The following is a 636-nucleotide window of genomic DNA, read 5'->3' on the forward strand; positions in this document are numbered from 1 at the left end:
TGGGTTGCAAAAGAAGTAGGTAGCTTAACCTTCGGGAGGGCGCTTACCACTTTGTGATTCATGACTGGGGTGAAGTCGTAACAAGGTAACCGTAGGGGAACCTGCGGTTGGATCACCTCCTTACCTTAAAGAACCTGCCTTTGTAGTGCTCACACAGATTGTCTGATAGATGTAGAGAAGCAAGGCGTCTTGCGAGTGAGACTTCACGTCCCCTTCGTCTAGAGGCCCAGGACACCGCCCTTTCACGGCGGTAACAGGGGTTCGAATCCCCTAGGGGACGCCAGCGTTAACTGATGAGGTCAAACCTCCCAGGGGACGCCACTTGCTGGTTTGTGAGTGAAAGTCACCGACCTCAATATCTCAAAACTGATTCCGTTATGTGAATAGCGAGTCATGTTTGAGATATTTGCTCTTTAAAAATCTGGATCAAGCTGAAAATTGAAACGACACACTTAAGGTGTGTTCGAGTCTCTCAAATTTTCGCAATGCGGACTGTTTTACGAAACAGTTTCGGGTTGTGAGGTTAAGCGACTAAGCGTACACGGTGGATGCCCTGGCAGTCAGAGGCGATGAAGGACGTGCTAATCTGCGATAAGCGTCGGCGAGGTGATATGAACCTTTGACCCGGCGATTTCC

At 49.5% G+C, this 636-nt stretch carries 1 tRNA gene and 2 rRNA genes; all 3 read left to right on the forward strand.

The annotated features are described in order from the left end of the window. Positions 1 to 123 (forward strand): 16S ribosomal RNA (locus ACLW56_RS25305); the annotation flags it as partial. Between the two features lie 84 nt (positions 124 to 207). Next, a tRNA-Glu gene (locus tag ACLW56_RS25310) sits at positions 208 to 283 on the forward strand. 238 nt (positions 284 to 521) lie between these two features. Then, positions 522 to 636 (forward strand): 23S ribosomal RNA (locus tag ACLW56_RS25315); the annotation flags it as partial.

Source organism: Pantoea sp. sgz302252, from assembly GCF_047713085.1.
Taxonomy (GTDB): Bacteria; Pseudomonadota; Gammaproteobacteria; order Enterobacterales; family Enterobacteriaceae; genus Scandinavium.